Raw genomic sequence first — 22,879 nt, 5'->3', positions numbered from 1 at the left:
CGGCTGGCAGGACATGCCGCTGACCCAGGCCGCCCAGACCGTGCAGGTCTCGGCCTACCCGGACGCCTACGCCCAGTGGGAGCAGCAGGCCGCCGACCTGGTCGGCCAGTACTGGAACAGCTGACCCGCACGACAGCACCACCGCACAGCACCACCGCAGGACACCAACCGCTGGCCGGCACCCTAACCCGGGTGCCGGCCAGCGGCCTTCCCACCACCAAAACACACCACCCAGCCCTGACCGCCACCCAACGGACGCGGAGAAACGTCACCCCCACCAGCGACCGCCGCAGATCTTGGACACTTTCCGTTCCACCAGAAGGCCAGGTCGCGGACAAGCGCCGCCGACCCGCAGGCCAGGTCGCGGACAAGCGCCGCCGACCCGCAGGCCAGGTCGCGGACAAGCGCCGCCGACCCGCAGGCCAGGTCGCGGACAAGCGCCGCCGAGCCGCAGGCCAGGGCCGCCGACCCGCAGGGCAGGTCGCGGCACCCGCAGGACAGGGCCGCCGACCTGCAAGACAGGTCGCTGTGCTGTGGATCAGCGGACAGTGACGGTGACCGTGTGCCAGCCGGTGGCGCCATCCGGGGCGACGTCCTGCGTACGCTCGGTCTGGGTTTCGCCTGTCGCGTCTGTCGCTCGGACCTGGAGCCGGTGCTCGCCTGGCGTGGCCTCCCAGCGCCAGGACCACTGCACCCAGGTGTCCACCGACACGGTGGGGGCCAGCGCGGCCTGCTGCCACTCGCCGTCGTCGACGCGTACCTCGACTCGGCGGATGCCCCGGTGCTGCGCCCAGGCCACGCCAGCGACGGTGACCGGCCCGACGGTCAGGCGGTTGCGCCCTCGGGGCGCGTCGATCCGCGACTGGGTCTTGATGGGCCCCTGGGCGGACCAGCCGCGCGGCACCCAGTACGCGTCGAAGTCAGCGAACCGGGTCAGCTCCAGCTCGGTCACCCACTTGCAGGCCGACACGTAGCCGTAGAGGCCCGGCACCACCATCCGGACCGGGAAGCCGTGCTCGACCGGCAGCGGCTCGCCGTTCATGCCGACCGCCAGCAGCGCGTCCCGTCCGTCGCGCAGCGCGGCGGTGGGGGTGCCGCAGGTCCAGCCGTCGACCGACCGGCCGACGACCTGGTCGGCGTCGTCGTCCGGCTCGACTTCGTCCAGCAGCTCCCGCAGGGGTACGCCGAGCCAGCGGGCGTTGCCGATCAGGTCCCCACCCACCTCGTTGGAGACGCAGGCCAGCGTGACGTACCGCTCGACCAAGGGCCGGGCCAGCAGCTCCGCGTAGCTGTAGGTGCGTTCCTTGCCGACCCGGCCGTGGATCCGCAGCCGCCAGGTGTCCGGGTCGACCTGAGGCACTACCAGCGCGGTGTCGATCCGGTAGAACCCGAAGTTCGAGGTGACGTACGGCGCGAGTTGGGCCATCGAGAGGTCGGCGCCCGCCGGCACGGCCGGTGCGGGGGAAATCGGCGCGGGCAGGCGGATCGCCTCCCGGGCGGCCGACACGCCGCGCCGACCGGCCAGCCAGCGCCCGCCGAGGCCGGCCACCACGGCCGTGCCGAGCAGCACTCCGCTCCCGGTGAGGAACCGCCGCCGCGACTCCGGGTCGATTGCCGCAGGCTCGTCCGGCTCGACCGCCGCCGTCGGCGCGGCGGGAGTCACCGGCGCGGCGGGAGTAACCGGCACCGGCCCGGCCGGAGTCACCGGCACGCCAGGCGACACCGGCGGCGTGGGTGACGACCAGGGCCACGGGTCCAGCTCGAAGGGGCCGGCGATGAACAGCCAGAGCACCAGGGCGCCAACACCGGCGCCCACCAGGGATGGCAGCGCGTCGGCGAGGTCCGCGCCGGAACGGGTCAACGCGGCGGCCACGCCGACGGCACCGAACGCGGCGATGCCGGCCAGGCCGAGGGCCAGCCGGCGAACCGCCAGTACGCCGAAGAGCGCGGCGAAGCCTGCCAGCAACACGGCCGTGCCGACCAGCAGCGCGATCTTGTCGGCAGTGCCGAAGAGGTCGATGGCGAGTTGCTTCCCCGACTCGGGGACGGCGTCGACGATGACCCCGCCGACCGCGACCAGGGGCGCAGACCGGGGCCCGGTCAACACCGCGACCGGTTCGGCGATCCCGATCGCGACGGCAGCGGCGGTGATTCCGGCCAACGCGGCGTACCGCCGTGACGTGGTGCTCATCGGCCCAGTGTGCGCGATCATCTCGCCCGGTCGCCAACGACGTCAGCGTTCGGTAATAACCCAACAAGCCCACAAGAACGAGCCAGGGCACACCGCCGTACGACGGTGTGCCCTGGAACGGGTGTCGCTACCGGATCAGAAGCCCGGGCCGTGCTGGTGGCCGTGACCGTGGCCGTGCCCGCCGCCGGCGGCCGGCTCGGCCTGCGCCGGCTTCTCCACCACGAGGCTCTCCGTGGTGAGCAGCAGACCGGCGATCGAGGCGGCGTTGGTGACCGCGTTGCGGGTCACCTTCACCGGGTCGATGATGCCGGCCTTGACCAGGTCGACGTACTCGCCCTTGGCCGCGTCGAGGCCGTGGCCCCACTTGAGGTCGGCGACCTTCTGCGTCACGACGTAGCCGTCGTGACCGGCGTTCTGGGCGATCCAGCGCAGCGGCTCGACGAGCGCCTTGCGCACGACCGAGACGCCGACCTTCTCGTCACCGGTGAAGCCCAGGTCGTCGTCGAGCACGGAGAGGATCTGCACCAGGGCAGCGCCGCCGCCGGGCACAGTGCCCTCCTCGACCGCAGCCTTGGTCGCCGCGATGGCGTCCTCGATGCGGTGCTTGCGCTCCTTCATCTCGACCTCGGTGGCCGCGCCAGCCTTGATGACGGCGATGCCACCGGAGAGCTTCGCCAGCCGCTCGGCCAGCTTCTCCCGGTCCCAGTCGGAGTCGGAGGCCTCGATCTCCTTGCGGATCTGGGCCACCCGGTCGGCGACGTCGGCCTTCTGGCCACCGCCGTCGACGATCGTGGTGTTCTCCTTGTCGACCACGACGCGCCGAGCGGTGCCGAGCACCTCAAGGCCGACCTGGTCGATCTTGTAACCCAGCTCCGGGGCGACCAGCTCGGCACCCGTGGAGATCGCGATGTCCTGGAGCATCGCCTTGCGCCGGTCACCGAAGCCCGGGGCCTTGACCGCGCAGACCTTGAGGGTCTTGCGCAGCGAGTTGACCACCAGGGTGGAGAGCGCCTGGCCGTCCACGTCCTCGGCGATGATCAGCAAGGGCTTGCTGTTCTGCAGGACCTTCTCCAGCAGCGGCAGCAGCTCTTCGATCGCCGAGATCTTCTGGGTGGTGACCAGGATGTACGCGTCCTCAAGGACGGACTCCTGACCCTCCAGGTCGGTGACGAAGTTCGGCGAGATGAAGCCCTTGTCGAACTGGAGACCCTCGGTCACCTCCAGCTCGGTGGTGAGCATCGAGCCTTCCTCGACGGTGATGACACCGTCGCGACCGACGCGCTCCATCGCCTCGGCGATCAGATCGCCGATCGTGGTGTCCTGCGCGGAGATCGTCGCCACGTTCGCGATCGACTCCTTGCTGGTGACCTCGGCGGCACGGCCGAGCAGCGCCTCGGAGACCTTGGCGGCCGCCGCGTCGATGCCCCGCTTGAGGCCGGCCGGGTTGGTCCCGGCGGTCACGTTGCGCAGACCCTCGCGGACCATCGCCTGGGCCAGCACGGTCGCGGTGGTGGTCCCGTCGCCGGCGACGTCGTTGGTCTTGGTCGCCACCTCCTTGACCAGCTGCGCGCCAAGGTTCTCGTACGGGTTGGTGAGCTCGATCTCCTTGGCGATGGTCACACCATCGTTGGTGATCGTCGGCGCACCGAATTTCTTGTCCAGGACGACGTTGCGCCCGCGCGGGCCGAGGGTGACCTTGACCGCGTCCGCGAGGGCGTTGACACCGTGCTCCAGCAGGTGCCGGGCGTCGTCCGAGAAGCTCAGGATCTTCGCCATTAATGTCCCTTCGAAGCGCCATTGCCCCGGCCCGGCGAGCCGGACCGGGGCAATGGAACTGATCGGTTGCTTACTTCTCGATGACCGCGAGGACGTCGCGGGCGGAGAGCACCAGGTACTCCTCGCCGGCGTACTTGACCTCGGTGCCGCCGTACTTCGAGTAGAGGACGGTGTCGCCGACCTGCACGTCAACCGGAACCCGGTTGCCGTTGTCGTCGACGCGCCCCGGACCCACAGCGAGGACGGTGCCCTCCTGCGGCTTCTCCTTGGCGGTGTCGGGGATCACGATGCCCGACGCCGTGGTGGTCTCAGCCTCGTTCGCCTGGACCACGATGCGGTCCTCGAGCGGCTTGATCGCAACCTTGGTCGCGGTAGTCACGGGCATACCCTCCTGGGGTACTGGTTTCGTTGCTGGCCAGCGGGGCTGACCAGCGTCAATCTGCCTCATGCCACCGGGCGGTGCCGTCGTCGCGGGTGCCGGTCCGCCTGGCGTGCGCCACCGGGTCGCGAGACCCGGAAGCTGGCACCCTCAGGGTGAGAGTGCTAATCGCAGGTTATTCCGTGGCTAGCACTCCGTCAAGGAGAGTGCCAGCGAGTCGCGCCCCGCCAGCCCGGATTTCCGGGTCCACCCGGACAATGGCCGGGTGGACCTCGATCAGCTGACGGCGCTGCGTACCCCCGAGGGGTCGGCCGCGCTCACGGCGGCGGCCGACCTGGCCGGCGGCGATCCGCTGGCCGCGGCGTCGGCGCTGCGCGCGGCCGGGGTGCCGCCGACGCTGGCGGCGGCGGCGCTCACCCAGGCCGAGCTGCGCCACCGCGCGGTGGGCAAGTTCGGCTCGGCCGCCGCCGGGATGTTCCTCACCCGCCCCGGCCTGGAGCAGGCCACCCGCCGGGTGGTCGCCGACCATCGGGCCGCCCGGCTGTACGCGGCCGGCGTGCGCACCCTGGCCGATCTCGGGTGCGGGCTTGGCGCCGACGCGCTGGCCGCCGCCCGCGCCGGCATTCGGGTGTACGGGGTGGAGGCCGACCCGGTGACCGCGGCGATGGCCGCCGCCAACGCCGCGGCGGCCGGGCTGGCCGAGCTGTTCACGGTGGAGTGCGGCGACGCGATGGAGTTCGACGTGTCGCGGGTCGACGGGGTGTTCTGCGATCCGGCCCGACGCACCACCGGCACCGGGCGACGGATCTTCGACCCGCGCGCCTACTCGCCACCGTGGGACTTCGTCACCGGCCTGGCCGAGCGGGTACGGCACACAGTGGTGAAGGTTGCCCCGGGCCTGGACCACGCGCTAATTCCGGCCGGCGCGGAGGCCGAGTGGGTCGGCGTGGACGGCGACCTGGTCGAGGCCGCGCTCTGGTGCGGCGAACTGGCGGAGGTGCCCCGCCGCGCCACCCTCTACCGCCAGCGGGGTGCCGAGGCCCAGCGCCACCAGCTCACCGGCTCGGGTGCCGACGAGGCGTCGGTCGGGCCGCCGCGACGCTACCTGTACGACCCGGATCCGGCGGTGGTCCGCGCGCACCTCGTCGCCGAACTGGCCACCGACCTGGACGCCACCCTGGGCGATCCGAGCATCGCCTACCTCTACGCCGACCAGCCGATCCGCACCCCGTACGCGCGCTGTCTGGAGATCACCGACGTGCTGCCGTTCTCGCTCAAGCGGCTGCGGGCGTTGCTGCGCGACCGTCGGGTGGGCCGGGTGGAGATCCTCAAGCGGGGTTCGGCGCTCACCCCGGAGCAGCTCCGGCGGGATCTGCGGCTGGCCGGGGACGCGGCGGCGAGCCTGGTGCTCACCCGGGTCGCCGGCGCACCGACCGTGCTGATCGGCCAGCCGGTCGAGTAGGGCCTGACCCAGGCGCTAACGTCGTCGATGTGGCGGGACAGGGCACTCCGGCAACGGCACTGTTGGTCAAGCGTGGGGTCGCGCACCGCACCCACCCGTACCGGGTGGCACCGGACGCCCCGAACTACGGCGCGTTGGTGGCGGCGGCGCTCGGCGTGGCACCGGAGCGCGTGTTCAAGTCGCTGGTGACCGAGGTCGACGGCGCGCTCACCGTGGCGGTCGTTCCGGTCACCGGCGAGCTGGATCTCAAGGCGCTCGCGGCGGCGGTCGGTGGCAAGCGGGCGGCGCTGGCCGACCGGGTGGTCGCCGAGCGGGCCACCGGCTACGTACGCGGTGGGATCAGCCCGCTCGGGCAGCGCAAGCGACTGCCCACCGTGCTGGACGAATCCGCGCTGGACCTGCCGACGATCTACGTCTCGGCTGGTCGGCGCGGCCTGCAGCTCGAACTGGCGGCGGCGGATCTGGTGGCGCTGACCGACGCGCGCACCGCGCCGTTGCAGACCCGCTGAAGACTCTCGTGACGGTCGACGTCTGTGGGATGACCAGCACGTAACAGTGGCGTTGCTGAATTGTTATCGCTCCCAACAAACTATGCACCTGCGTGGTCTTGTGGGGCCGGTGTGACCCGAAATACGTTGCCGGACACAACAAAACAACACCTCCCCCACCTCCGAAAGGACCCTGCACATGCGTAAGGGGCTCCTCACCATCGCCGCCGTGGGCCTGCTCACGACCGGCGGCTTGACCGCCTGTGGCAACGACGACTCCGGCGACAAGGCCGCCGACAAGACCCCCAAGATCGGCGTGATCCTCCCGGACAGCAAGTCGTCCGTCCGCTGGGAGACCGCTGACCGTCGGTTCCTGGAGGAGGCGTTCAAGGCCGCCGGCGTCCAGGCCGACATCCAGAACGCCCAGAACGACAAGACCGCCTTCCAGACCATCGCCGACCAGATGATCACCGGCGGCGTCACCGTTCTGATGATCGTCAACCTGGACTCCGGCACCGGCAAGGCCGTGCTCGACAAGGCCAAGTCGCAGGGCGTCGCCACCATCGACTACGACCGGCTCACCCTCGGCGGCTCCGCCCAGTACTACGTCAGCTTCGACAACGAGACCGTCGGCAAGCTCCAGGGCGAGGGTCTGTCGAAGTGCCTGACCGAGAAGGGCGCCAAGAACCCCGTCGTGGCGTACCTGAACGGCTCCCCCACCGACAACAACGCCACCCTCTTCAAGGCCGGCTACGACTCGGTGCTCAAGCCGAAGTTCGACTCCAAGGAGTACGTCAAGGGCCCTGAGGACGCGGTGCCGGCGTGGGACAACGCGCAGGCCGCGACGATCTTCGAGCAGCAGCTCACCACGGCCAACGGCAAGATCGACGGTGTGCTGGCCGCCAACGACGGTCTCGGCAACGCCGCGATCTCGATCTTGAAGAAGAACAAGCTCAACGGCAAGGTGCCGGTGACCGGGCAGGACGCCAGCGTCGAGGGCCTGCAGAACATCCTCGCCGGTGACCAGTGCATGACCGTCTACAAGGCGGTTCGGGAAGAGGCCAAGGCCGCCTCCGACCTGGCCATCGCGCTCGCCAAGGGTGAGAAGAAGGACACCGGCCAGACGGTGAAGGACGGTGACCGGGACGTCCCCTCGGTGCTGCTCACCCCGAAGGCCATCTACAAGGAGAGCGTCAAGGACGTCATCGCCGACGGCTACGTGACCAAGGAAGAGGTCTGCACCGCGGCGTACGCCAAGTTCTGCGCCGAAGCCGGCATCAGCTGACCGACGCCGCAGTACCCGCCGGAACGACCATCGCCGCCCGGCACGGGAGCACCCTCCCGTGCCGGGCGGCGCCCGCCGGACGGGCCCCGACCCTCCCTTAAGAAGGAGACCCCCGTGTCCGCGACCCCCCTGCTGGAACTCCGCGGGATCGACAAGAGCTTCGGTCCCGTCCAGGTGCTCCGCGACGTCGCCCTGACCGTCCACCCGGGCGAAGTGACCGCACTGGTCGGCGACAACGGCGCCGGCAAGTCGACCCTGGTGAAGTGCATCAGCGGCATCCACCCCACCGACGCCGGAGAGTTCCTGTTCAACGGTGAACCGGTGCACATCGGCAGCCCCCGCGACGCCGCCTCGCTCGGCATCGAGGTCGTCTACCAGGACCTCGCGCTCTGCGACAACCTCGACATCGTGCAGAACATGTTCCTCGGCCGGGAGAAGCGCAGCGGCATCGTCCTCGACGAGCCGACCATGGAACAGCTCGCCGCCGAAACCCTGGCGGGGCTCTCCATCCGCACCGTCACCTCACTCCGCCAGCACGTGTCCAGCCTCTCCGGCGGGCAACGCCAGACCGTGGCCATCGCCAAGGCGGTGCTCTGGAACAGCAAACTGGTCATCCTGGACGAGCCGACCGCGGCGCTCGGCGTGGCACAGACCGCCCAGGTGCTCGAACTGGTCCGCCGCCTCGCCGACAACGGCCTGGCCGTGGTGCTCATCTCGCACAACATGAACGACGTCTTCGCCGTCTCCGACCGGATCGCCGCGCTGTACCTCGGCCAGATGGTCGCCCAGGTGAAGACCACCGACATCACCCACGCCCAGGTGGTCGAGCTGATCACCGCCGGGCGCTCGGGCGGGCTCGGCCTCGCCACCGACCCGGGCAGCAACGGCGACGGCCCGCAGCCGGCCGACTCGACCTCAGGAGGCGTCCGATGACCACCACCGCCGTGCGGAAGGACGGCCCCGCCGCCGTCACACCGACGCCGACCATCGGAGGCCACTTCCGCAACTACCTGAGTCGGGTACGCGGTGGCGACGTCGGCGCACTGCCGGCCGTACTCGGCCTGATCGTGCTCTGCACCGTCTTCGCGATCATGCGGCCGTCGTCGTTCCTGTCGGCCGGCAACTTCGCCAACCTCTTCACCCAGGGCGCGGCGGTCACGCTGATCGCGATGGGCCTGGTCTTCGTGCTGCTGCTCGGCGAGATCGACCTCTCCGCCGGCTTCGCCAGCGGCGTCTGCGCGGCGGTGCTGGCCAATGTGGTCACCGTGCTCGGCTACCCCTGGTGGGTCGCCGTGCTCGCCGCGGTCGCCACCGGCGTGGTCATCGGCACCACGCTCGGCATGCTCGTCGCGAAGATCGGTATCCCGTCCTTCGTGGTCACCCTCGCCGGCTTCCTCGCCTTCCAGGGCGTCGTGCTGCTGCTCGTCAAGGATGGCACCAACATCTCCGTCCGCGACGACGTGCTGGTCGCCATCGCCAACCGCAACCTCGGCCCCACGTTGGGCTGGGCGCTGACCGCCCTCGCGGTCGTCGGCTACGCGACGGTGCAACTGCTGCGCCACCGCACCCGGGCGGCCCGCGGGCTGATCACCGACCCCATCGCGGTGGTGGCGCTGCGGATCGGCGGGCTCGCCGTCATCCTCGGCGCCGCTGTGTACGTGCTCAACCTGGAGCGCAGCCGCAACGTCCTGATCAGCTCACTCAAGGGTGTGCCGATCGTGGTGCCGATCATCGCGGTGCTGCTGATCATCTGGACCTTCGTGCTCCAACGCACCAGCTACGGCCGGCACATCTACGCCGTGGGCGGCAACCGGGAAGCGGCCCGCCGGGCCGGCATCGGAGTCGACCGGATCCGAATCTCCGTCTTCGTGATCTGCTCGTCCATGGCCGCCATCGGTGGCATCGTGGCGGCCAGCCGGGCCAACTCGGTCGACCCGAACACCGGGGGCAGTAACGTACTGCTCTACGCGGTCGGCGCGGCGGTGATCGGCGGCACCAGCCTCTTCGGTGGCAAGGGCCGCGTCCTCGACGCCGTCCTCGGCGGCGCGGTGGTCGCGGTCATCGAAAACGGGATGGGCCTGATGGGGTACACCGCGGGAGTCAAGTACGTGGTCACCGGCGTCGTGCTGCTGCTCGCCGCCAGCGTCGACGCGCTCTCCCGCCGCCGCGCGGCAGCCACCGGCACCCGCTGACCACGCGGAAGGTAGCACCAGCATGCGCCCAGGACCGAGCCAGGATGACGTCCGACGGCAGAACCTCGGGGCCCTGCTGCGGCACGTGCACGTCCACGGGGCGACCACGCGTGCCGAGCTGACCACCACGCTGGGCCTCAACCGCAGCACCATCGGCGCGCTCACCACCGACCTGTCCGCGGTGGGGCTGGTCAGCGAAGGGGCACCGAAGGAGACCGGCCGGGCCGGACGACCGTCACTCGTCGTCCGGCCCGAGTCGGCCCGGGTCTACGCGTACGCGTACTCAGTGGAGGTGGACCGGCTGCGCGCCGCCCGGATCGGGCTGGGCGGCGCGGTCCTGGACCGCCGGGATCTGGACCGACCGCGCGGGCTGTTGGCCGCGGAGGCCGCGCCGCTGCTGGCCGGCGCGGTCAAGGAGATGCAGCAGTTGGTGCCGGCGGACGCGATCTGCGTCGGTGCCGGCGTCGCGGTCTGCGGCATGGTCCGCCGCGACGACGGTCTGGTCCGACTCGGCCCGACCACCGGCTGGGTGGATGAGCCGATCGGCGCGGCCCTCGCCGACGAGTTGGGCATCGACGTACCGATCACCGTGGGCAACGTGGCCGACGTAGCCGCGTTCGCCGAGCACGCCCGGGGTGTGGCGGCGGGTTGCGACAACGTCCTCTACCTGTACGGCGACGTCGGCGTGGGCGCCGGCATCATCGCCGGCGGACGCCGGCTGACCGGGCATGGTGGGTACGGCGGCGAGGTCGGCCACATGAAGGTGGTCCGCGACGGGCGGCCCTGTGAGTGCGGTTCCCGGGGCTGCTGGGAGACCGAGATCGGCGAGCACGGTCTGCTCCGCGCCGCCGGACGCTCCGAGGCCCGGGGCCGCGACGCGCTGCTGGGGGTCTTCGACGCCGCCGACCGAGGCGACGCCCGGGCCCAGACAGCGGTCCGCCAGGCCGGCGACTGGCTCGGCTTCGGCGTCGCCAACCTGGTGAACATCTTCAACCCCGAGATGGTCATCTTCGGTGGGACCATGCGTGACCTCTACCTCGCGGCGGCGGCCCAGATCCGCAGCCGGCTCAACTCGAACGCGCTCGGCGCCTGCCTGGAGCACGTCCGGCTCCGTACGCCGAAGTTGGGCGAGGATGCGCCCCTGATCGGCGCCGCCGAACTGGCCTTCGAACGGCTCCTCGCCGACCCCCTCGACGTGGGCTGATCCGCGTACGCTGTCCGGCGTGGATGTCGAGCTGCGCGCCTCCGACGACGACCGCAACCAAGTGGTCGCCGTGCTGCACCAGCACACTGCGGCGGGCCGGCTGACGCTTGACGAGTTCTCCGATCGGGCGGGTGCGGTGTGGACGGCCCGGACCCTCGGTGACCTGGCCGCGCTGACCCGCGATCTGCCGGCTCTGCCCAACCCGGTCGTTGACAGCGGCCCCGTCGGGCACGGGCGTCGGGAGCTGCTGATGGTCTTCGCGGCTGCGGCGCTCACCCTGCTGCTGCTCGGCGGCCTCCTCGCCGCCACCCGCTGATCCGCTTCGTCCGCTGATCCGCTTCATCCGTTGATCCGCGGCGCCCTGCGATGAACTGATCGCGCAATCGGTCCGTACCAGTGGGCGGACGGGCAACCGGCAAGGCACGGCTGCCCGGTCCAGACGCATTCCGGTCCGGACCGAGGAGGCACCACAGACATGGCACCGCTCAGATCCGCCCGTCGTCGACTGGGCACCCGGACCCACCGAGCGGCGATGCTGCTCATCGCGATCATCGCGGGGGTCGGTGTCCTGCCCGGCGTGGCCGTCGCCGCGCCCGCCGGTGGCCAGCAGCTCAACGCCGCCGACATGACGCTGCTCAACGGGGTGCGGCTGGCCGGGCTGTGGGAGATGCCAGCCGGTCAGATGGCCGCCGAGAAGGGGCAGTCGGCGAAGGTCCGGGAGATCGGCGCCGGGATCGCCAACGAGCACCAGAGGCTCGACCAGTTGGTCGTCGACGCGGCCAACAAGTTGGGCGCGACGATCCCCAGCGAGCCGACCGCCGAGCAGAAGGGCTGGTTGGCCGAGATGCAGAAGGCCTCCGGCGCTCGGTTCGACCAGATCTTCGTCACCCGGCTCCGGGTCGCCCACGGCAAGATCTTCCCGGTGATCGGCGCGGTCCGCGCCAGCACCCGGGATGCCACCGTCCGCAAGCTCTGCGACGACTCCAACGGCTTCGTGATGCACCACATGCAGATGCTGGAGAGCACCGGCCTGGTCCGCTGGCCGGAGCTGCCGCCGGCCGCGCTGCCTGCCCCGGGCGAGGATGGGCTCTTGGCCGCCGCCTCGGCCAACTCCGGCCCGCAGGTCGGAGTCAGCAGCACCGTCGTCTGGCTGGTCTTCCTCGCCGCGCTCGGTACGGGCGGAATCGCCACCTACCGGATGTTGCGCCGCAGCTGACCGTCGGCCAGCAGCCTGGATGGTGGCTCGCGTCAGCGATCGACCTGGGTGAAGTCCCAGGAGTGCGGAGCGCGGGCCACCAGCAGCGCTGGCGGGTCAGGCAGCGGGCGCGGGTTGCTGCGCCACTTGGAGATGACCACCACACGGTGGTCGGTCGAGGAGAAGACCTCGCTGGAGAGGTAGAGCGGGTCGTGCTCCAACTCGGGCAGGGCGGTGTCACACACCCAGGTGATCAGGTCAGCGACGCCGTACGCCTCGGCACGCGCCTCCCACATTCGCACGATCATGTCGGCCGCCCCCGTCACACGCTGACCGTGGTCAACGGCAGCGCCGAATCGGCTGGTAGGTCCAGTCGACTCGGCGCGACCCCGGCGGCGACCAGGTGCGAACCGAGCGCCGCCACCATCGCGCCGTTGTCGGTGCACAGCTTCGGCCGGGGCACCCGGACCCGGATGCCGTACTTCTCGGCCCGCTGCTCGGCCATCGCCCGCAGTCGCGAGTTCGCCGCCACTCCCCCGCCGATCACCAGGGTCTCGATCCCCTGCGCGCGGCAGGCGGCGAGCGCTTTGTTGGTCAGGACGTCACAGACCGCCTCCTGGAAGGACGCGGCCACGTCGGCGACCGGCACCGGCTCACCGGCACGCTGACGGGCCTCGACCCACCGGGCCACCGCCGTCTTCAGACCAGAGAACGAGAAGTCGTAGCGGTGGGCGGCGAGATCCTTCGCGGCGGTCAGACCGCGCGGGAACTTGATCGCCGCTGCGTCGCCGGCCCGGGCCTCCCGATCGATGGGCGGACCCCCCGGGAACGGCAACCCGAGCAGTCGGGCGACCTTGTCGAACGCCTCGCCAGCCGCGTCGTCGATGGTGGCGCCCAGCGGGGTGACCCCCCGGGCCAGGTCGTCGACGAGCAGGAGGGACGAGTGGCCGCCGGACACCAGGAGCGCGATGGCGGGTTCGGGCAGTGGACCGTGCTCAAGGGTGTCCACCGCGACGTGGGCGGCGAGGTGATTGACGCCGTACACGGGCTTCTCGGCGGCGAGCGCGTACCCCTTGGCTGCGGCGACGCCGACCAGCAGCGCGCCGGCCAGCCCCGGCCCGGAGGTGACCGCGATCGCGTCGATGTCGGCGAGCGTGACCCCGGCCTCGGTCAGCGCCCGGTCCATGGTCGGCACGATGGCCTCCAGGTGTGCCCGGCTGGCCACCTCCGGCACCACACCCCCGAACCGCGCGTGCTCCTCGACGCTGGACGCGAGCGCGTCGGCCAGCAGGGTGTGCCCCCGCACGATGCCGACGCCGGTCTCGTCGCAGGAGGTCTCGATACCCAGGATCAGTGGTTCGTCAGCCATGGTCGTGTGATCCGTCCCCGGTCGGCTCGGCGTCGCGCCGCATCACCAGCGCGTCGGTGTTGCTCGGTTGGTAGTAGCCGCGCCGCACCCCGATCGGCTCGAACCCGTACGTCGCGTAGAGCCGCTGAGCTGCGGCGTTGTCCACGGCGACCTCCAGCAGGGTGCTGCGGGCGTCACGCCGGGCCGCCTCGGCGAGCAACTCTTCCAGCAGGGCACGACCCACGCCGCGCCGCTGGGCGTCCCGGCGGACGGCGATGTTCTGCACCCACACCTCGTCCGGCGGGAGCCCGGCGAGCCCGGCGTAGCCGAGCACCGAACCGTCCGCGTCGAGGGCGACCCGGTAGTGGTGCCCGTTGGCCAGCTCGCTCCAGAACATGGCGGGCGACCACTTCTCCGCACCGAACAGGTCCGCCTCGATCGGCAGCACGTCGTCGATGTGCCACCAGCGGAACGGGGCGAGCCGTACCGCCGTCATGGCAGGACCGGTTTGCGGCCGGTCGCCGCCACCGCGTCCGGTCGGCGCAGGTAGAGCGGGGTGAGCCGTTCACTGGCCGCGCCAGCACGGATCCGCTCGGCGGCGAGCAGCGCCAGCACGGTGGCGTCCGGGTAGCGCGGCTCGACCCGAACGGGCAGGTCCAGGATCTCGGCGTACCGGTGCGCCCCGTCGCCGACCGCGATCGTCGCGCCCAGCTCGCGGGCGCGCGCGGCGGCCACCCCGGGCGCGGACACCTCTGGCCCCACGACCCGCTGGCCGGCACCGTCGTAGACGGCCCAGTAGAGCTCCTTGCGCCGGGCGTCACTGGCCGCCAATACCGGCTCGCCGGACGACGCCGGGTAGCCGATGGCGTCCAGCGAGCAGACGCCGTACGTGGGGATGCCGAGCACCTGACCCATCGTCGCGGCGGTGACCAGGCCGACCCGCAGCCCGGTGAACGGCCCCGGGCCGAGCCCAGCGACGATGGCGGTCAGGTCACGCGGGCGCGCGCCGGCGTCGGTGAGGACCGCATCCACCTGGGGTGCGAGCAGCTCACCGTGCGCGCGGGCGTCGACCGTGCACCGCTGCGCCCGGGACGCCACACCGTCTGCCGAGACCTCCACCAGCGCCGCGGTGACCGCGGGGGTCGAACTGTCCACCACGAGTACGAGCACGGTAAGCCAGCCTAGCCGCCCCGCCGCAGCACCCCGGTCACGCCCCGCCCCGCTACCGCCCAGGGCCCTCGCCCGCCCGCTGGGTCTGCCCCGCCACCTCGTTCTGGATGCCACCACGGCCACAGCCGGTGGCCACTGCTCTGCCAGGGCGGCCCCGGGCGGCCCAACCCGGCCGGAGGCGACGGGCCACATCCCCTAATGAGCGTGATGTCTGTGAGTCATCGTGATGACTCACAGACATCACGCTCGTTGGAGTAATGCCTGCCATCCGCCGATCTGCCGCAGCGGGATCGCGGGCATCTCGTCCTTGGTCCACCATGCCGGGATGTCAGCCACTCGCCTTGTCACCCTTCTCGGCGCTGCCGTGCGGCATCAACGACAGCTGCGCGACCTGAGTCAGCGCCAGTTGGCCGCGCTGGCCGAGGTCGACCAGGCAGCGGTGGCCCGGTTCGAACGCGGTGAGCGAGCGCCGACCGTCCCGGTGCTGGAGCGGTTGCTCGCCGCGATGGACGTGCAGTTGGTCATCGGGGTTGAGCCGTTGGACGCGCACCTCGACGCCCGGATCGACGGCCTGGCCGCCCGGCCGATCGCCGAGCGGATCGACGGGCTGGGGTTGGATCGGCTGCTGGATCGGCTCACCGACTTCCCGCAGGTGATCACCGGATGCGCCGCGGCGCTGCTACAGGGCGCACCGGTGCCGGTCGACGCGCTGGAGATCGCCCTGCGCTGGCAGGACTCCAAGCTGTTCACCCGCTGGCTGGAGACGAACTACGGCCAGCGGTGGAACGCCCGCTGGGGTGAGTTCGGCGGTTTGTGGTTGGAGCCCGAGGAGTCGGGCGAACACCTGTGGTCGACCCGGTACGGAGAGATCAGGGCCACCATGTGCGACGAGCTGCCCGAGACGATCGAGGTGCGCCACGGTGGGCGGAGTTACCAGGTGGTGCCGCTTGTCGAGCTGGAACTGAGCGAGCCACGCGCCGCCGAGTTGTTGCGCCGCTACCGGGACCGGCAGCTGGCCAGCGACGGCTGAGCCAGTGCCGGTCGAACCAGCAGCAAGGGCGTCGACGAGCGGCTCAGCCGGCGGTGCGCTCCCAGTCGATGGTGGGCAGGCCAGCGTCGGCGAGCGCCTTGTTGGCCGCGCTGAACGGGCGGCTGCCGAGGAAGCCACGCGGGTTCATCGGGCTGGGGTGGCCGGCCTCCAACACCACGTGCTGCGGGTTGGTGACCAGCGCGGCCTTCTTGCGGGCGTAGCCACCCCAGAGCAGGAAGACCACCCGCTCCGGTGCTGCGTCCAGTGCCCGGATGGTCGCGTCGGTGAACTCTTCCCAGCCGGCGTTGGCGTGCGAGCCCGGGGTGGCCTGACGGACGGTCAGCACCGCGTTGAGCAGCAGCACACCCTGAGCGGCCCAACCGTCGAGGTTGCCGCTGCGCGGCTTGGGGACGCCCACGTCCTCGCCCAGCTCCTTGAAGACGTTGCGCAACGACGGCGGCACCGTCACACCGTCGCGGACGCTGAAGCTCAACCCGTGTGCCTGCCCGGCCCGGTGGTAAGGATCCTGCCCGAGGATCAGCACCCGGGTGCCCTGCGGCGGGCAGAGCCGATAGGCAGAGAACAGGTCCTCCAGCGGCGGGAAGACGGTCTGCGTCGCATATTCCCGGGCGACGAACTCGCCCAGCGCGGCGGTGCGCGCCGGGTCGAGGTGCGGGGTGAGCACGGCACGCCACTGCTCCGGCAGCAGGGCCAGCAGATCAAGGGCGGGGGCGTCGTCGGGCATCAGGGAACCTCTCACAGCGCGGGTCGGTCCCCCGCACTCTAGGCATCGGGTACGACAGCGGCCGACCTAACCCAGGTCGGCGAGCCGCCGGGCCCAGTCCCCACCGATCGGGTCCAGCTCGACGATGCGGGTGTCGTCGTCGCGGCGGTCGATGCGAACCCGCAGGTGCGCGTCGACCAACTGCTCCACCAGGCCCTCGCCCCACTCCACCACGGTCACCGAATCGTCCACCGACGCGTCGAGGTCCAGGTCGTCGATCTCGGCGCGGGGGTCGGTGGCGTCACCCAACCGGTAGGCGTCGGCGTGCACCAGTGCCACCCGGCCGCCCCGGGCCGGATCGGGGCGGTGCACCCGGGCGATCACGAAGGTCGGCGAGGTGATGTCCCCGAGGACGCCGAGCCCGGCGCCGATGCCCTGGGTGAGGGCGGTCTTGCCGGCGCCCAACGGGCCGGTCAACAGCACCAGGTCGCCGGCGCGCAGCGACCCGGCCAGCCGCCGGCCGAATTCCCGAGTGTCCTCGACGCTCGGCAGCTTGACGACGTAACTCACCGTTCCTCCACGCTCTGCAATGACTCCAGGAACCGCGCCAGCGCGGCGTTGACCTCGTCCGCGTGCTCCAACATCACCACGTGACCGCTGTCCTTGATCTTCACGAACTCGGCGTGCGGCAACCGACGGACGATCTCCTCGGAGTGCGTCACCGGAGTGATCATGTCCTTGTCGCCGACCACCACCAGCACCGGAGTCGCCGCCAACGCCGCCAACGCCGGGAAGCGCGAGTGGGTGGCCAGGGTCCGCAGGTAGCGGGTCACCGTGTCGGCCGACGTCCGGGAGTTCATCGTCTCCACGTAGGACACCAGCGACGGGCTGGGCTTACGGGTGCCGAAGCCGTACTTGCGGGTCAGCAGCCAGGCCACGTTCGACGTCGACTTGCGGGCCTTGTCGATCACCGGCCCGCCGTACCGGGTGGCGTTGCTGACCATGTAGAGCACCGGGCCACCGACCCGGCCGAGCAGCGCAGGCGCGACCAGCTTGGTCTCCGCGATGAGCCCGCCCGACGTGGCCATCAGCACGGTGCCCACCACCCGGTCGCCGAAGAGCTCCGGGAACAACTCGGCGAACGCCATGATGGTCATGCCGCCCATCGAGTGGCCGACCAGCACCAACGGCCCATCCGGGGCGGTCCGGTCGATCACCTGGCGCAGCGTCCGGCCGAGGACCGCGAGGTCGTACTCCCCGGTCTCCAGTCGGCCGGACCGACCGTGACCCGGCTGGTCGTACGACACGATCCGGTAGTCACCGCGGGCGGCGAGCATCTGGCGCTGGAAGTGGAACGTCCCCATGTCCAGGCAGAAGCCGTGCACCAGCACCACTGTCGGGTGCCCCGGGACCGGCCTGGTCGGCTCGACCACCTCGACGTGGATGTCAGTGCCGTCCGGCAGCTCCAGGCGGAACGCCTCGTCGTACCGCTGATCGTCGAACGTCTCGTGCGCGTAGCGGTCGGCCGGGTCGGCCTTGAGCCGGCGGACCAGGGTCCGTTCGGTCGCGACCCCAGCCGCCAGACCCGCCGCGGCGACCCCCACCGCCGCGCCCACGATCCCCGCGACCCGGCCCGCGGCCGTCCGCGGACGCGGAATGCGGTAACTCATGGCCTCTCGCCGTCATAGACCCGAGGCACCCGCGTGCCGCCGAACCGGGTGACGATCTCGTAGTTGATCGTGCCGACCGCCTCGGCCCAGTCGTCCGCGGTCGGCTCGCCGTCGACGCCGCTGCCGAAGAGCGTCGCCACGTCGCCGTCGGCCACCGGGTCGTCGCCGCAGTCGAGCACGAACTGGTCCATGCAGACCCGCCCCGAGATCGTCCGGCGTACGCCGCCGAGCTGCACCGGCCCGGTGTTGGACGCGTGCCGGGGAACCCCGTCGGCGTACCCGAGGGGCACCACGGCCAGGTTCGCGTCGGCTTGCGTCGTGTAGGTGTGCCCGTAGGAGACGCCGGTGCCGGCGGGCACCCGCTTGGTGAGCATCACCCGGGCGCGGGCGGTCATCGCCGGCTTCAGCCCGTACGTCTCGCCGGCCACCGGGGAGAGCCCGTAGATGGCCAAGCCGGGGCGGACCATGTCGAAGTGGGTGTCCGGGCGGGTGAGGGTGGCCGCCGAGTTGGCGAGGTGCCGCCAACGCGGTCGCAGCCCGGCCCGCTCGGCCATGGCGAGCCCCTCGTGGAAGACGGCCAGTTGACGGTCGATGGTCGGGTGACCGGGTGAGTCCGCGTACACGAAGTGGCTCCACACGCCGACCACCTCGACCAGGCCGTCGGCCTGCGCCTTCGCTGCGGCATCCAGCAGTGCGGGCCAGTCGGCGACGGTCGCCCCACCCCGGGACAGCCCTGTGTCGATCTTCAGATGCAGGCGGGCGGGACGCCCGGCGAGGCGACCCGCCTCGATCATCTCGTCCAGCTGCGCCAGGCTGGCCGCACCCAGGTCGACCCCGGCGCTGACCCCCTCGTGCAGCGGCAACCCGGGGGCGAACAGCCAGGCCAGCACCGGCGCGGTCACCCCGGCCCGACGCAGGGTGAGCGCCTCGTCGAGGGTGCAGACGCCGAGCCAGTCCGCCCCGGCGTCGAGCGCCGCGCGGGCGGCCGGAAGCATGCCGTGGCCGTACCCGTCGGCCTTGACCACCGCCATCAGCTCGGCGGTGGTGCCGGAGCGGAGCCTGCTCACGTTCTCGCGGATGGCGTCAAGATCGACGCGTACCTCGGCCTGCCACATGTGCCCAGCCTACTTTCCGCTGTGATCACCGCGGGCGGCGACGCACTCGCCCGACGGGGTGATCCGGTCAACGCACCCGGAACCGACAGGTTCAGCCCAGCCGGGCCAGCACCGGACGCAACGCGGCCGCCACGTCGGGCGCGGTCACCGGGCCGCCCCGGGCCGCCTCCCGCCCGGCGAGCCCGTGCAGGTACGCGGCCGAGGCCGCCGCCCGATCGGCGGGCACTCCGGCCGCCAGCAGCGAGCCGAGCAGCCCGGCCAACACGTCGCCGGTGCCGCCGGTGGCCAGCGCCGGGGTGCCGGTCGGGTTGACGTACGCCCGACCATCCGGCGTGCCGATCACCGTGCGGTCCCCCTTGAGCAGCACCACCGCGTTCATCCAGGCGGCCAGCCGCAGCGCGGCGCTGACCCGGTCGGCGCCGGGCTCCTCGCCGCAGAGGCGCGCGAACTCCCGGTCGTGCGGGGTGACCACGATCGGCGCGTCCCGGCCCCGCAGCCGGTCGGCGAGCGAGCCGTCCACCAGCAGGGTCAGCGCGTCGGCGTCGAGCACCACCGGCACCGGCGCAGCCAGGACGGCGCGCAGCTCGGCCGCCGCGTCCGCGCCAGTGCCCAGCCCGGAGCCACAGACCCAGGCCTGCACCCGGCCCGCGTCGGCGACCCGGCCACTGGCGATCACCGAGGGGTGCTGGTGCAGCACCTCGGCGCGGGCGCTGCCGGCGTAGCGGACCAGGCCGGTCGGCCCGGCCAGCGCGCCGCCCACCGAGAGCACCGCCGCACCGGGGTAGGTCGCCGAACCGGTCGCCACCCCCACCACGCCCCGGGTGTACTTCTCCGACGCCGGGCCCAGCTCGGGCCACCACTCGACCAGGTCGGACCACTCGGTGACCCGCAGCGCCGGGGTGCCGCGCAGCCACGGCCGCAGCCCGATGTCGACAAGCTCGACCTGCCCGGCCAGCGCGGCGGCCGGCCCGACCACCAGGGCGGGCTTCAGCGCACCGAAGGCCACCGTCACGTCGGCGCGGACCGCGGTGGGCCGGCCGGACGCGGAGAGCGGCACGTGGCCGGTGTCGACGGCGACCCCGCTGGGGACGTCGACCGCCAGCACGGTGGCCCGCTCACCGTCGCGTCCGCGCAGCTCACCAAGGTGCTCGACCACCTCGTCCGCGTTCGCCCGCAGCCCACCGGTGCCACCGATGCCGACGATGCCGTCGATGACCAGGTCGACCGGGCCGGCCGGGCCCGGCACCAGCCGGCCGCCAGCGGCTCGCAGCGCGGCCAGGCCGGCGGCGTGCGCCCGCCCGGGGGTGAGCAGCAGGGCGGACACCTGGACGCCTCGGCGGGCCAACCGCTCCCCCGCGTAGAGCGCGTCGCCGCCGTTGTCGCCGGAGCCGACCAGCAGCAGCACCCGGCCGCCGTAGACCCCGCCCCGCTCGGCGAGCAGGAACGCGGCTCGACGGGCCAGGCCGGCGGCGGCCCGCTGCATCAGCGTCCCCTCCGGCAGCGTGGCCATCAATCCCGCCTCGGCCGCCCGTACGTCGGCCACCCGCCACGCCGCTCTCATGCCACCGTGCCCATCACCCCACCCTACCGGCGGGCGAGGCCGCAGATTAGCCGTCGGGCTCGCGCCGGGCAACGCCTGTGGACAGGCCGGCGTACGCCTCGACGCCGGCTGTCCACAGGGCACCGCGCGAGTTCCCCTACGCGCCTAGCGTCAGCGCGTCGATGCCGATCGTCCACGGGGGTGTGGTCATGACCGAGGAGCCGTTCGCCGTCCGGCCGGAGGAGTTGCGCGCGCTCGCCATCCTGCTCGATGACGAGGTGCACCGGTTGGCGTTGGGCGTTGCGGGGCTGCCCGCGCTGCTGGTGGCGGCCCCCGAGTGGGGAGCCGGCACGGCCCTGACCGGGCTGGAGGAAGCTACGCACGCCTGGTTCTGCCGGTTGGCTGCCCGGGTCGCGGCGGTCTCGGGCGGGGTGCGGGCGGCGGCTGAGGCGTACGAGACGGTGGATGACCGGGTCGCCGACCGGTTCTCCGCTCTGCCCCGGTGAGCAGCGTCGGCTACCGACAGCTCTGGGCTGTCGACCCGGGCGGCTGGCGGGCCGCCGGGGCGGCGTGGGCGGGGTTGACCGGGTCGGTCGACCGGAGCGTCGGCGGGCTGCGTACGGCCGGCGGGCGGTTGCGGGGCGGATGGTCGGGTGCGGCGGCCACGGCGGCGGACTCTCGGCTCGCCGGTCTCCGCGACGAGTTGGCCTCGATCGCGCCGGCGCTGATCGAGGTCGACCAGGTGCTGGCCGAGTTTGCTGGTCGACTGACCGTGGCGAAGGCACGGCTCACCGAGGCGGTCGCTCAGGCCGATGCGGCCGGCCTGCTGGTGGACCGCTCGGGCGGGGTGCACGTCGATCCCGCCCGGGTGCGGTCCACCGACCGGGCCGCCGTGGTGGTGGCCAGCACGGCGGCGGCCGGGGTGACCGAGGCCCTACGGTCCGCGCTCGACGGGGCAGCATCGGCGGACCGGGCCGCCGCCGACCGGTTGGACGACCTGGCCCGGGCCGCCGGCACCGGCTGGGCGTCCCCACCACCGCCGGGGCGGCCGCCCCTCGGTGCCGCGCCCGCGCTGGTCAACGCCTGGTGGTCCGGGTTGACCTCGGCGCAGCGACGGTGGCTGATCGGGCGCGAACCGGCCCTGGTCGGCCGGCTGGACGGGGTGCCGGTGGCCGCCCGCGACCAGGCCAACCGGTTGCGGCTCGGGGCCTGGCGTGCGGAGTTGCTGGCCGAGCGGCGACGGCTGCTGTCCCGGGTGCCGCCGGGGCCGCTGGCCTCGATCCGGCTGCGCGGGGTGGCCGGACGGCTGGCCGGCTTGGACGCGCTGGTCGGGCGGTTGACGGCCGACGGGGCACCCCGGGCGTACCTGCTCGGGTTGGATCCGGCCGGTGAGGGCCGGGTGGTGGTGGCGCTCGGCGATCCGGACCACGCCGACCGGGTGCTGACCCACGTGCCGGGGACAACCGCCGGCCTGGACGACACCCCTGGCGAGCTGGGCAGGGCGGCCCGGGTGCTGCAGCGGTGCGCCGCGCTCGCCCCGGGTGAGCGCAGCGCGGCGGTGCTCTGGTTGGACTACGACGCTCCAGATTTTTTGACCGAGGCCGCCTCGGCGGGTCAGGCCCGGGACGCCGGCCCGGCGTTGCACCGCTTCCAGGAAGGGCTGCGCGCAAGCCACGAAGGACCGCCGGCCCGACAGACCGTGCTCGGGCACAGCTACGGGTCGCTGGTGGTGGGGGTGGCGGCCCGGGAGCACGGGCTCGCCGCCGACGCGTTGATCTTCGTCGGCTCGCCCGGTGTCGGCGCGTCGCACGCCGCCGAGCTGGGCGTGCCGCCCCGGGAGGTCTGGGCGAGCAGCGCCCCCGACGACGTGATCCGGGCAGCCCTGCACCCCGACGAGCTGGGCCGACGGGCGCTGCTGCGTACGGCTCCGCTCGCTGCGGTGCTGGGCTGGCCCGGCCAGAGCGGGCACGAGCTGTGGTTCGGGCACGACCCGTCCGATCCCGGCTTCGGCGGTCGGGTCTTCGGCAGTGCGCGCGGTGGCCACAGCGGTTACTGGGACCCGGGCAATCCCGCGCTGGACGGGATGGCCCGGGTCGTGCTGGGCCGCTGA

23 protein-coding genes are annotated in these 22,879 nt (G+C 72.3%); 11 read left to right on the top strand and 12 right to left on the bottom strand.

Annotation, left to right across the window (positions count from 1 at the left end; genetic code table 11):
* Positions 1 to 538 precede the first annotated feature (538 nt).
* The 3 genes from IF46_RS0118895 to groES form a co-directional block, all read right to left on the bottom strand.
* Entirely contained in the window at positions 539 to 2,191 is a 1,653-nt protein-coding gene (locus IF46_RS0118895) for a molybdopterin-dependent oxidoreductase (RefSeq protein ID WP_030489668.1), read from the bottom strand.
* A gap of 135 nt (positions 2,192 to 2,326) precedes the next feature.
* Complete coding sequence (gene groL, locus IF46_RS0118890; protein ID WP_030489667.1) at positions 2,327 to 3,967, bottom strand: chaperonin GroEL; 1,641 nt, start codon at positions 3,965 to 3,967, stop codon at positions 2,327 to 2,329.
* A gap of 70 nt (positions 3,968 to 4,037) precedes the next feature.
* Complete coding sequence (groES, locus tag IF46_RS0118885) at positions 4,038 to 4,352, bottom strand: co-chaperone GroES (protein WP_030330046.1); 315 nt, start codon at positions 4,350 to 4,352, stop codon at positions 4,038 to 4,040.
* 259 nt (positions 4,353 to 4,611) lie between these two features.
* Between groES and IF46_RS0118880 the strand changes: the two genes are divergently transcribed.
* The 8 genes from IF46_RS0118880 (at position 4,612) to IF46_RS0118845 (ending at position 12,193) form a co-directional block, all read left to right on the top strand.
* Positions 4,612 to 5,808 carry a THUMP-like domain-containing protein gene (locus IF46_RS0118880; protein WP_030489666.1) on the top strand — a complete coding sequence of 399 codons (1,197 nt, stop codon included), beginning with the start codon at positions 4,612 to 4,614 and terminating at the stop codon, positions 5,806 to 5,808.
* Positions 5,809 to 5,837: 29 nt separating this feature from the next.
* Entirely contained in the window at positions 5,838 to 6,317 is a 480-nt protein-coding gene (ybaK, locus tag IF46_RS0118875) for a Cys-tRNA(Pro) deacylase (RefSeq protein WP_030489665.1), read from the top strand.
* Between the two features lie 178 nt (positions 6,318 to 6,495).
* Positions 6,496 to 7,581 (top strand): sugar ABC transporter substrate-binding protein, encoded by a 1,086-nt coding sequence (locus IF46_RS0118870; protein WP_030489664.1) that lies wholly within the window; start codon positions 6,496 to 6,498, stop codon positions 7,579 to 7,581.
* Positions 7,582 to 7,695: 114 nt separating this feature from the next.
* The gene (locus IF46_RS0118865; RefSeq protein ID WP_030489663.1) at positions 7,696 to 8,514 is read left to right on the top strand and encodes an ATP-binding cassette domain-containing protein; all 819 of its coding nucleotides are present in this window, start codon (positions 7,696 to 7,698) and stop codon (positions 8,512 to 8,514) included.
* Entirely contained in the window at positions 8,511 to 9,773 is a 1,263-nt protein-coding gene (locus IF46_RS0118860; protein WP_030489662.1) for a sugar ABC transporter permease, read from the top strand. The genes IF46_RS0118865 and IF46_RS0118860 overlap by 4 nt, the downstream gene beginning before the upstream one ends.
* A gap of 22 nt (positions 9,774 to 9,795) precedes the next feature.
* Positions 9,796 to 10,977 carry an ROK family protein gene (locus IF46_RS0118855; RefSeq protein WP_030489661.1) on the top strand — a complete coding sequence of 394 codons (1,182 nt, stop codon included), beginning with the start codon at positions 9,796 to 9,798 and terminating at the stop codon, positions 10,975 to 10,977.
* Between the two features lie 19 nt (positions 10,978 to 10,996).
* Positions 10,997 to 11,293, top strand: a complete 297-nt coding sequence (locus IF46_RS0118850) for a DUF1707 SHOCT-like domain-containing protein (RefSeq protein ID WP_030489660.1) — start codon at positions 10,997 to 10,999, stop codon at positions 11,291 to 11,293.
* A gap of 159 nt (positions 11,294 to 11,452) precedes the next feature.
* Positions 11,453 to 12,193: a DUF4142 domain-containing protein gene (locus IF46_RS0118845; protein ID WP_030489659.1), complete on the top strand. Its 741-nt coding sequence runs from the start codon at positions 11,453 to 11,455 to the stop codon at positions 12,191 to 12,193.
* A gap of 32 nt (positions 12,194 to 12,225) precedes the next feature.
* On the opposite strand, the gene IF46_RS0118840 is transcribed toward IF46_RS0118845, so the two are convergent.
* From IF46_RS0118840 to tsaB, 4 genes are read right to left on the bottom strand one after another with little or no spacing between them, the layout of a single operon-like run.
* Positions 12,226 to 12,480 (bottom strand): hypothetical protein, encoded by a 255-nt coding sequence (locus IF46_RS0118840; protein ID WP_030489658.1) that lies wholly within the window; start codon positions 12,478 to 12,480, stop codon positions 12,226 to 12,228.
* A gap of 14 nt (positions 12,481 to 12,494) precedes the next feature.
* Positions 12,495 to 13,541: a tRNA (adenosine(37)-N6)-threonylcarbamoyltransferase complex transferase subunit TsaD gene (tsaD, locus tag IF46_RS0118835; protein WP_030489657.1), complete on the bottom strand. Its 1,047-nt coding sequence runs from the start codon at positions 13,539 to 13,541 to the stop codon at positions 12,495 to 12,497.
* On the bottom strand, positions 13,534 to 14,016 hold the full coding sequence (gene rimI / locus IF46_RS0118830; RefSeq protein ID WP_030489656.1) for a ribosomal protein S18-alanine N-acetyltransferase: 483 nt from the start codon (positions 14,014 to 14,016) through the stop codon (positions 13,534 to 13,536). Before rimI ends, tsaD begins: the two co-directional genes overlap by 8 nt.
* The gene (gene tsaB, locus IF46_RS0118825; RefSeq protein WP_030489655.1) at positions 14,013 to 14,690 is read right to left on the bottom strand and encodes a tRNA (adenosine(37)-N6)-threonylcarbamoyltransferase complex dimerization subunit type 1 TsaB; all 678 of its coding nucleotides are present in this window, start codon (positions 14,688 to 14,690) and stop codon (positions 14,013 to 14,015) included. The genes rimI and tsaB overlap by 4 nt, the downstream gene beginning before the upstream one ends.
* Positions 14,691 to 15,015: 325 nt before the next feature.
* Between tsaB and IF46_RS0118820 the strand changes: the two genes are divergently transcribed.
* Positions 15,016 to 15,720: a helix-turn-helix domain-containing protein gene (locus IF46_RS0118820; protein ID WP_030489654.1), complete on the top strand. Its 705-nt coding sequence runs from the start codon at positions 15,016 to 15,018 to the stop codon at positions 15,718 to 15,720.
* A 43-nt stretch (positions 15,721 to 15,763) separates the two neighbouring features.
* Here IF46_RS0118820 and ung read toward each other — a convergent pair whose 3' ends face one another.
* The 5 genes from ung to IF46_RS0118795 all read right to left on the bottom strand — a co-directional run bounded on the left by ung (position 15,764) and on the right by IF46_RS0118795 (position 20,790).
* Positions 15,764 to 16,465 carry a uracil-DNA glycosylase gene (ung, locus tag IF46_RS0118815; RefSeq protein ID WP_030489653.1) on the bottom strand — a complete coding sequence of 234 codons (702 nt, stop codon included), beginning with the start codon at positions 16,463 to 16,465 and terminating at the stop codon, positions 15,764 to 15,766.
* Positions 16,466 to 16,531: 66 nt separating this feature from the next.
* Complete coding sequence (gene tsaE / locus IF46_RS0118810) at positions 16,532 to 17,014, bottom strand: tRNA (adenosine(37)-N6)-threonylcarbamoyltransferase complex ATPase subunit type 1 TsaE (RefSeq protein WP_030489652.1); 483 nt, start codon at positions 17,012 to 17,014, stop codon at positions 16,532 to 16,534.
* Entirely contained in the window at positions 17,011 to 18,114 is a 1,104-nt protein-coding gene (locus IF46_RS0118805; protein WP_030489651.1) for an alpha/beta fold hydrolase, read from the bottom strand. Before IF46_RS0118805 ends, tsaE begins: the two co-directional genes overlap by 4 nt.
* Positions 18,111 to 19,229, bottom strand: coding sequence for an alanine racemase (gene alr, locus IF46_RS0118800; RefSeq protein ID WP_030489650.1), 1,119 nt, complete (start codon positions 19,227 to 19,229; stop codon positions 18,111 to 18,113). The genes IF46_RS0118805 and alr overlap by 4 nt, the downstream gene beginning before the upstream one ends.
* A gap of 91 nt (positions 19,230 to 19,320) precedes the next feature.
* On the bottom strand, positions 19,321 to 20,790 hold the full coding sequence (locus IF46_RS0118795) for an NAD(P)H-hydrate dehydratase (protein ID WP_030489649.1): 1,470 nt from the start codon (positions 20,788 to 20,790) through the stop codon (positions 19,321 to 19,323).
* Positions 20,791 to 20,978: 188 nt separating this feature from the next.
* Between IF46_RS0118795 and IF46_RS0118790 the strand changes: the two genes are divergently transcribed.
* Together IF46_RS0118790 and IF46_RS0118785 are read left to right on the top strand one after the other, a co-directional pair.
* On the top strand, positions 20,979 to 21,275 hold the full coding sequence (locus IF46_RS0118790) for a hypothetical protein (protein WP_030489648.1): 297 nt from the start codon (positions 20,979 to 20,981) through the stop codon (positions 21,273 to 21,275).
* Complete coding sequence (locus IF46_RS0118785) at positions 21,272 to 22,879, top strand: alpha/beta hydrolase (protein WP_030489647.1); 1,608 nt, start codon at positions 21,272 to 21,274, stop codon at positions 22,877 to 22,879. Before IF46_RS0118790 ends, IF46_RS0118785 begins: the two co-directional genes overlap by 4 nt.

Origin of the sequence: Micromonospora chokoriensis (assembly GCF_000718555.1) — a bacterium.
Lineage (GTDB): Bacteria > Actinomycetota > Actinomycetes > Mycobacteriales > Micromonosporaceae > Micromonospora > Micromonospora chokoriensis_B.
The sequence above is the reverse complement of the archived record's forward strand: the minus strand, read 5'-3'. Positions and strand labels throughout refer to the sequence as shown.

Coding starts and splice junctions, on each gene's coding strand:
- IF46_RS0118895 (WP_030489668.1), bottom strand. CDS start 2,191: ATGAGCACCACGTCACGGCGGTACGCCGCGTTGGCCGGAATCACCGCC.
- groL (WP_030489667.1), bottom strand. CDS start 3,967: ATGGCGAAGATCCTGAGCTTCTCGGACGACGCCCGGCACCTGCTGGAG.
- groES (WP_030330046.1), bottom strand. CDS start 4,352: ATGCCCGTGACTACCGCGACCAAGGTTGCGATCAAGCCGCTCGAGGAC.
- IF46_RS0118870 (WP_030489664.1), top strand. CDS start 6,496: ATGCGTAAGGGGCTCCTCACCATCGCCGCCGTGGGCCTGCTCACGACC.
- IF46_RS0118860 (WP_030489662.1), top strand. CDS start 8,511: ATGACCACCACCGCCGTGCGGAAGGACGGCCCCGCCGCCGTCACACCG.
- IF46_RS0118855 (WP_030489661.1), top strand. CDS start 9,796: ATGCGCCCAGGACCGAGCCAGGATGACGTCCGACGGCAGAACCTCGGG.
- IF46_RS0118845 (WP_030489659.1), top strand. CDS start 11,453: ATGGCACCGCTCAGATCCGCCCGTCGTCGACTGGGCACCCGGACCCAC.
- IF46_RS0118840 (WP_030489658.1), bottom strand. CDS start 12,480: ATGATCGTGCGAATGTGGGAGGCGCGTGCCGAGGCGTACGGCGTCGCT.
- tsaD (WP_030489657.1), bottom strand. CDS start 13,541: ATGGCTGACGAACCACTGATCCTGGGTATCGAGACCTCCTGCGACGAG.
- rimI (WP_030489656.1), bottom strand. CDS start 14,016: ATGACGGCGGTACGGCTCGCCCCGTTCCGCTGGTGGCACATCGACGAC.
- IF46_RS0118820 (WP_030489654.1), top strand. CDS start 15,016: ATGTCAGCCACTCGCCTTGTCACCCTTCTCGGCGCTGCCGTGCGGCAT.
- ung (WP_030489653.1), bottom strand. CDS start 16,465: ATGCCCGACGACGCCCCCGCCCTTGATCTGCTGGCCCTGCTGCCGGAG.
- IF46_RS0118805 (WP_030489651.1), bottom strand. CDS start 18,114: ATGAGTTACCGCATTCCGCGTCCGCGGACGGCCGCGGGCCGGGTCGCG.
- alr (WP_030489650.1), bottom strand. CDS start 19,229: ATGTGGCAGGCCGAGGTACGCGTCGATCTTGACGCCATCCGCGAGAAC.
- IF46_RS0118795 (WP_030489649.1), bottom strand. CDS start 20,790: ATGAGAGCGGCGTGGCGGGTGGCCGACGTACGGGCGGCCGAGGCGGGA.
- IF46_RS0118790 (WP_030489648.1), top strand. CDS start 20,979: ATGACCGAGGAGCCGTTCGCCGTCCGGCCGGAGGAGTTGCGCGCGCTC.